At 68.7% G+C, this 5,885-nt stretch carries 8 protein-coding genes and 1 pseudogene; 2 read left to right on the top strand and 7 right to left on the bottom strand.

Translation table 11 applies throughout. The annotated features are described in order from the left end of the window. From HUU95_RS14515 to HUU95_RS06635, 3 genes and pseudogenes are all read right to left on the bottom strand, one after another. Positions 1–114: pseudogene (locus HUU95_RS14515) on the bottom strand (histidine phosphatase family protein); the annotation flags it as partial. Further along, positions 111–944 carry a 3-deoxy-manno-octulosonate cytidylyltransferase gene (locus tag HUU95_RS06640; RefSeq protein ID WP_254602662.1) on the bottom strand — a complete coding sequence of 278 codons (834 nt, stop codon included), beginning with the start codon at positions 942–944 and terminating at the stop codon, positions 111–113. The gene HUU95_RS06640 and the pseudogene HUU95_RS14515, both read right to left, overlap by 4 nt. Before the next feature lie 19 nt (positions 945–963). After that, on the bottom strand, positions 964–1,968 hold the full coding sequence (locus tag HUU95_RS06635; RefSeq protein ID WP_174279396.1) for a KpsF/GutQ family sugar-phosphate isomerase: 1,005 nt from the start codon (positions 1,966–1,968) through the stop codon (positions 964–966). A 112-nt stretch (positions 1,969–2,080) separates the two neighbouring features. On the opposite strand from HUU95_RS06635, the gene kdsA reads away from it, so the two are divergent. Together kdsA and HUU95_RS06625 are read left to right on the top strand one after the other, a co-directional pair. Further along, on the top strand, positions 2,081–2,917 hold the full coding sequence (gene kdsA / locus HUU95_RS06630; RefSeq protein ID WP_174279395.1) for a 3-deoxy-8-phosphooctulonate synthase: 837 nt from the start codon (positions 2,081–2,083) through the stop codon (positions 2,915–2,917). A gap of 155 nt (positions 2,918–3,072) precedes the next feature. Then, the gene (locus tag HUU95_RS06625; protein WP_174279394.1) at positions 3,073–3,753 is read left to right on the top strand and encodes an outer membrane protein; all 681 of its coding nucleotides are present in this window, start codon (positions 3,073–3,075) and stop codon (positions 3,751–3,753) included. A gap of 393 nt (positions 3,754–4,146) precedes the next feature. Here HUU95_RS06625 and HUU95_RS06620 read toward each other — a convergent pair whose 3' ends face one another. From HUU95_RS06620 to HUU95_RS06605, 4 genes are all read right to left on the bottom strand, one after another. Next, positions 4,147–4,368, bottom strand: coding sequence for a hypothetical protein (locus HUU95_RS06620; protein ID WP_174279393.1), 222 nt, complete (start codon positions 4,366–4,368; stop codon positions 4,147–4,149). Between the two features lie 51 nt (positions 4,369–4,419). Next, positions 4,420–4,599, bottom strand: coding sequence for a hypothetical protein (locus tag HUU95_RS06615; RefSeq protein ID WP_174279392.1), 180 nt, complete (start codon positions 4,597–4,599; stop codon positions 4,420–4,422). A 232-nt stretch (positions 4,600–4,831) separates the two neighbouring features. Continuing rightward, positions 4,832–5,110 (bottom strand): hypothetical protein, encoded by a 279-nt coding sequence (locus HUU95_RS06610; protein ID WP_174279391.1) that lies wholly within the window; start codon positions 5,108–5,110, stop codon positions 4,832–4,834. A gap of 109 nt (positions 5,111–5,219) precedes the next feature. Continuing rightward, complete coding sequence (locus tag HUU95_RS06605) at positions 5,220–5,396, bottom strand: hypothetical protein (RefSeq protein ID WP_174279390.1); 177 nt, start codon at positions 5,394–5,396, stop codon at positions 5,220–5,222. Between the last annotated feature and the right edge of the window lie 489 nt (positions 5,397–5,885).

Here is a 5,885-nt window from a genome sequence, read left to right as displayed (position 1 = left end):
CTGCGCCTCGCCGCTCGCGACCAGCGGCAGGTCGGTGCGCGCGCCGATCCGGCGCGGCGGCTCGCCGGGCGCGAACGTATTGCCGTGCCGAACGATGGTGACGGTCAGGCTCATCCGCCGAACGAATCGCCGAACCGCGCGATCAGCTGCTCGGCCAGCGCTACGTCCTCGGCGGTGTCGATCCCCGACATGGCGTGGACCGGGGCCGCGACCTCCACCGCCGCCACGCCGATGCCGAGTTCGAGCAGGCGGAGCTGCTCCAGACCCTCCAGCCGCTCGCACGCGGTGGGCGACGCGGCCTCGAACCGCGCGAGCGCTTCGCGGCGATAGGCATAGACGCCTAGGTGGCGCCACACCGGCGACGGCGGCCCGGCCGCGCGCAGCCGCGCCTCGTCGCGGATCGCAGGAATGATCGCCTTGGAGAACCACAGCGCGCGCCCGTCGGCCGCGCACACGCAGGTGGTGCCGCTGAACGGCGTCAGCCGCTTGTGCTCGCGCAACGCGTCCAGCGCTCTCCAGTCCAGCCGCACCACCGGCGTCGCTACCTCGCACGCCGATTCGTGCCCCCAATGCCCGCGCAGCGCGTCGATCAGCAGCGCCGGCACCGACGCGGCCACGAACGGCGCGTCTCCCTGCAGGTTGACGATCAGATCGGGCAACACCGTGCGGCCGATCGCCGCGGCATAGGCGCGGCCCGATCCCGACGCGATGTCTCTCGCCGTCATCGCCACCTCGCACCCCAGCGCGCGCGCATGGTCGGCGACGCGCACGTCATCGGTCGCCACCACCAGCGTGGTGTTCCCCGCAAGCGCCGCGGCCCGGCGGCCGACGTCCACCACGCGCTCCAGCAGCGTGCGCCCCGCGATCGGGATCAGCGGCTTGCCCGGCAGCCGCGTCGACCCGAACCGGGCGGGGATGACGATCAGCGCCGAGGGAGGCGGCACCGGAGCGTCGGCGCCCCCGTCAGACGATGCCGGCACGCACCACGTCGTGGAAATGTATCACCCCGATCAGCGCACCCGCATCGCACACGAACAGCACGGAAACCGCGTGCTCGTTCATGGTACGCAGCGCCTCCGCCGCGCGGGTGTCGGCGGAGATCGACAGCGGGTTGGGCGTCATGTGCTCGATCACCGGCCGGTCCATCTGGCCGCTCGCGAAGCTGCGGCGCAGGTCGCCGTCGGTGAACACGCCGATCAGCCAGCCCGCCTCGTCTACCACCGCGGTGCAGCCATAACGCTTGCGGCTCATCTCCACTGTCGCTTCCAGCAGCGTCGCCCGGCCGGGCACCACCGGCACCTGCTCGCCGCTGCCCATAAGCTGGCCGACGGTGGCCAGCCGCGCGCCGAGCTGGCCGCCGGGGTGCAGCCGGTGGAAGTCGCTATCTCCGAACCCGCGCTCGCGCATCAGCGCGATCGCCAGCGCATCCCCCAGAACCGCCTGGACGATCGTGGACGCGGTGGGCGCGAGCTGGTTAGGGCACGCCTCGCGCACCGCGGGTAACGGGAGGCAGATGTCGGCCGCGCGCCCGGCCGTGCTGGCCGGCGCGCAGGTCGCGACCGCGAGCGTGGTGCCCAGGAACCGGCAGCGGGCAACGATCTCCGCCAGCTCGCCCGTCTCGCCCGACCGCGACAGCGCCAGCACCACGTCGCCCGCCTCGATCATGCCGAGGTCGCCGTGGCTCGCCTCGCCGGCATGGAGGAACGTCGCCGGCGTGCCGGTGGAGCGCAGCGTGGACGCGATCTTGCGCGCAACGAGCCCGCTCTTGCCCACGCCGGTGACGACCATGCGGCCGCGCGCCTCCATCACGTTCGCCACCAGCCGGCAGAACGCGTCGCGCAGCGGCGGCGCGGACAGCGCGTCCTCCAGCGCCTGCACCGCCTCGCGCTCGGTGCGCACCGTGTCGAGCGCCGAGACGACGGTGTGGCCATGCAGGTGCGGCTGGAGCGTCTGCGAGTGTTTGGTCATTGAGTGTCCGTGCTCCACGTCGCCTTTCGGTGCCCCTCTATTCCAGGCGTCCGCGCAACGCTAGGAACCCGGCCTTATCGCTCTAAAACGTTACCGGAAAACGAGAAACACCATGCGTCTATGCGAGCATCCGATCGGGCCGGACGAGCCGATGTTCGTCATTGCCGGCCCCTGCGTGATCGAGGGCGAGGCGGCCGCGCTGGGCGTGGCGGAGCGACTGCGCGCGCTGGCCGATCGGCTGGGGCTGTTGCTGATCTACAAGAGCTCGTTCGACAAGGCCAACCGCAGCTCGGGCACCTCGCAACGCGGACCGGGCCTGGAGGAGGGCCTGCGTATTCTGGAGAAGGTACGCGCCGAGACGGGGCTGCCGGTGCTGACGGACGTTCACGAGCTGGTGCAGGTGGCGGCCGTGGCGCAGGTGGCGGACGTGCTCCAGACGCCGGCGTTCCTCGCCCGGCAGACCGATTTCATCGCCGCGGTGGCAGCATCGGGCCGGCCCGTGAACATCAAAAAGGCGCAGTTCATGGCGCCCGCCGACATGGCGCACGTCGTCGCAAAGGCGCGCGCCGCGGCCGTAGGTGCCGGGCACGAGGCCGACAATTTCCTGCTGTGCGAGCGCGGTGCCTCGTTCGGCTACAACAACCTCGTCTCCGACATGCGCTCGCTGCCAATTATGGCCGAGACGGGGTGCCCGGTGGTGTTCGACGCGACCCATTCGGTGCAGCTCCCCGGCGGCAAGGGCGACCGGTCGGGCGGGGAGCGCCGCTTCGTGCCCGTGCTCGCCCGCGCGGCGGTCGCCGCAGGGGTGTCGGGGCTGTTCGTGGAGACGCATCCCGATCCCGACCGGGCGTGGTCGGACGGACCGAACGCTTGGCCGCTGGAGCAGCTGCCCACGCTGCTGGAAGAATTGATAGCGATTGATGCGCTGGTAAAGCGAAGAATGAAATAAAAATCCACATCATGATGAATAACGCATTAATAGTTTCATCATGGTTATGTTGCCAAAATAGCACATATCGTGGGAGACTTGGCTCTATAGCGGAACGGGTTTGGCGGTGACGGGTTGGCTGATCCCGTACTCAACGACCAAGAAGAACATAACTCATGTGCAAATCGCTTATGCTCTCGGCGGCCGCCCTCGCGCTCGTCGCCGTGCCCGCCCTGGCGCAGGACATGGCCGCCCCGCCAATGCAGGACGCGAGCACCGCTCCCGTCTCTACCCCCGCCAACCCAGTCGACGGCACCGCGACCGCCAGCCTGCGCGGCATCCGCATCGAAGGTAATTTCGGCGGTGACCGGTTCCAATCGCAGGGCACGCACCGCGACAAGTTCGGCTACGGCGCGACGCTTGGCTTCGACGGCCAGATCGGTGACCGGTTCGTCGTCGGGCCGGAGGCGAGCTACTGGCGCGCCAACAACTACTCCGAGATCTGCACGCCCGGCACCGGTGGCGGCACGCTGTGCAACAAGTCGTTCGACGAATACAGCGTTGGCGTGCGCGCCGGCTTCCTGCTCGCGCCGCAGCTCCTCGTGTTCGGCAAGGGCGGCTACGTCAACAACGAGCAGCGCAAGCGCTATACGGCACCCCTCGGCCAGTCGAGCTTCTACGACCATTACGGCACGGACGGCTATCAATTTGGCGGCGGCGCCGAGTTCTCGCTCGCCAACCGCTTCCAAGGCCCGCTCTCGGGGCTTTACCTGTCGGCGCAGTACATCCGCGACCAGTATCGAGACCACACCTCGCGCCAGCGCGTGATGGGCGGCATCGGCATCCGCTTCCGGTAAGCGCGGTTGGAGGGATGCCCTGCACGGCATCCTTCCGCCTCTTCCCACGAGCCAACTGCAGGTCGCGCTTGGCCGGGTCGTCGCTGAAATCGTTCTTCAGCGCCCGTTCGGTGTTGACGGGGTGAATGTTGTGCGCCTTGATCAGGTTGTTGTAGTAGCAGTTCATGGCCCGGACGAGGTCTGCGAGCCCGGCCCGCATGGCAGGTGGCAGACTGCTGCGGAACGCAGCCGACGTGACGGTCAGTTCCAGCGCGAGGTCGACCGTGTCACCGAAGCGCGATACCCCTTCGACGATCTTCATCGGGCTGCATGGCGGTGATGTCCCCACCACGATTGGTGCCCGGCGGGATGTCCGTTTGATGACCGGCTAGCGGCCAACCTCCACACCGATCGTCACAGTTCCATGCCCTGGCCCCGGTCGCGGCCACCCTCGCCCATGTCAGGACCATCGATACTGAGCTGCCGCTCGGGCATTTTTGCATCGAGCGCCTTTTCGAGCGCCTGCTGGCGCGCCATACGGTCCTCCAGCCGCTCCAGGCGGCGCTCCGTTCGGTCTTCGGCCTGCAGCGTCTCGGCCGCACCCCGGTCGCCGGACGCCGACTGCCAGTCGGCCACGAATCGATTGGCATAGGCGCAAGGGTCGGTACGCGCCTGGCCCTCCGTTTCTCAGACCTGCCGCAGCTCGCCCGGAGCAGCCTGCTCCAGACTCCGCACCGGATCGGGGCTGCGGTCCAGCACGATCCGCAAGTCCTCGGCCGCATGGGACCGGACCCGATCGAGCGCAGCCGAGGCCGTGTCCAGCTCACGCATCTCGAACGACGACAGCTCCCGCCCCTCCTCCCGCATCCGCTCGGCCGCCAGGACAGATGCGCGTAGCGTTCCAGCGCCCGGTCGAGCGGTGAGCGCGCATCAGGCAAGCGGATCGGGTCGGGCGTCTGTCCGCGCCCGGCAATGTCCAGCGCCGAGGTCTTGCCGCCAGCATTGCGGGTGACGCCGCGCTCCACCTTCCACCCGTCATCGAGCACCAGCGCCACTTTATCCGCGACGCGGGTGAGTCCCACCAGAAACGCCTTTTCGGTCAGCAGCTTCCGGTCGCCCGCAGCGCGACGATCCCGTGCTCGGTGGTGACACCCTGCGCGACGTGGACGTTGACCGCATAGGCGAGGTCGAGACGCTCGGCCATGCGGTCGCCTGAGCCGACCTCGTGCACGGTCCCGTCATCGAGCGACGACACGAGCAATCTGCCGCGCCCCACTTCCTCGACCCGCACCATGCCGCCATTGTCGAGTGCACGGGTCCGGTCGTTGTCGGTCCAGCGGATGCGGTCGCCAGCGTGCAGTTCGATCTGCTTGTACACGTAATCGACACGGCATCGCGGCTGACGTTCCTCACCAGCCGGTCGGGCCGGAACAGCTTCCCGGCTCCCGACGCCATGCTCAGCCGCACCCTTTCGCCCTCGATGCCGGTCACGACCCCGCGGTCGCCAGCTGCCCGCCGGGCACCTCGGTCGTCTCGGGCTTGAGCAGCGTGAACACACCGGCCGTGTCGCCCCGGTCGAGCGCAGAGGTGACCGCCTTCATCGGGTCGGAACGCGAGCGCAGGTTCTCGGTGACGTGCGCGGTGGCATGCGGGTCACGCGCCACCCACGCCGCTGACCAACGCCGGGTCAGGCTGACGGAACCCGTCAGTCGAGATCGACGTCCCGGGGCGGACTGGACGGTAGCGCAGTGTCGAACTCGATGTCGGCAAGGCCGGGCATGCCGATCCTGTCCAGGAAGCTTATGGGCAACTGCTCCGGCCGCTGGCCCCCGTCAGTAGCTGCCACGAGCTCTGCGGCGGTTTCTCTGCCGGGGAACTAGTATCGTCATGATCAGGGGCGTTAGGAGCGGGCATGATGGTCTCCGTAGCAGCGTAGCGTTCGCGTAGCACGTCCCCGGGCAGCTTCGGTCACCGGCGTAGCACTGCCGCTACGCTGCTACAGCACCAATTGTACATGCATTTCCGACCTGCACACGACCGCTATCCATAGCGTGGTGTGTGACCTCCTTCTGAAAGCCGAGGCTGCTCGAACAACTGCGGCCGGGTGCTCGAACTCGCTCAGCGGTTCCGGCGGGGGCACCCAGGCCGGCGTG

This window comes from Sphingomonas bacterium (assembly GCF_903643065.1).
In the GTDB taxonomy this organism is placed as follows: domain Bacteria; phylum Pseudomonadota; class Alphaproteobacteria; order Sphingomonadales; family Sphingomonadaceae; genus Sphingomonas.
Note: the sequence above shows the minus strand (reverse complement) of the source record. Positions and strands in the feature narration are given on the sequence as shown.

What these genes read in the sequence shown, in the direction of transcription:
- HUU95_RS06625 (WP_174279394.1), top strand. Translation starts at nt 3,073, where the DNA reads ATGTGCAAATCGCTTATGCTCTCGGCGGCCGCCCTCGCGCTCGTCGCC.
- kdsA (WP_174279395.1), top strand. Translation starts at nt 2,081, where the DNA reads ATGCGTCTATGCGAGCATCCGATCGGGCCGGACGAGCCGATGTTCGTC.
- HUU95_RS06635 (WP_174279396.1), bottom strand. Translation starts at nt 1,968, where the DNA reads ATGACCAAACACTCGCAGACGCTCCAGCCGCACCTGCATGGCCACACC.
- HUU95_RS06615 (WP_174279392.1), bottom strand. Translation starts at nt 4,599, where the DNA reads ATGCGGGAGGAGGGGCGGGAGCTGTCGTCGTTCGAGATGCGTGAGCTG.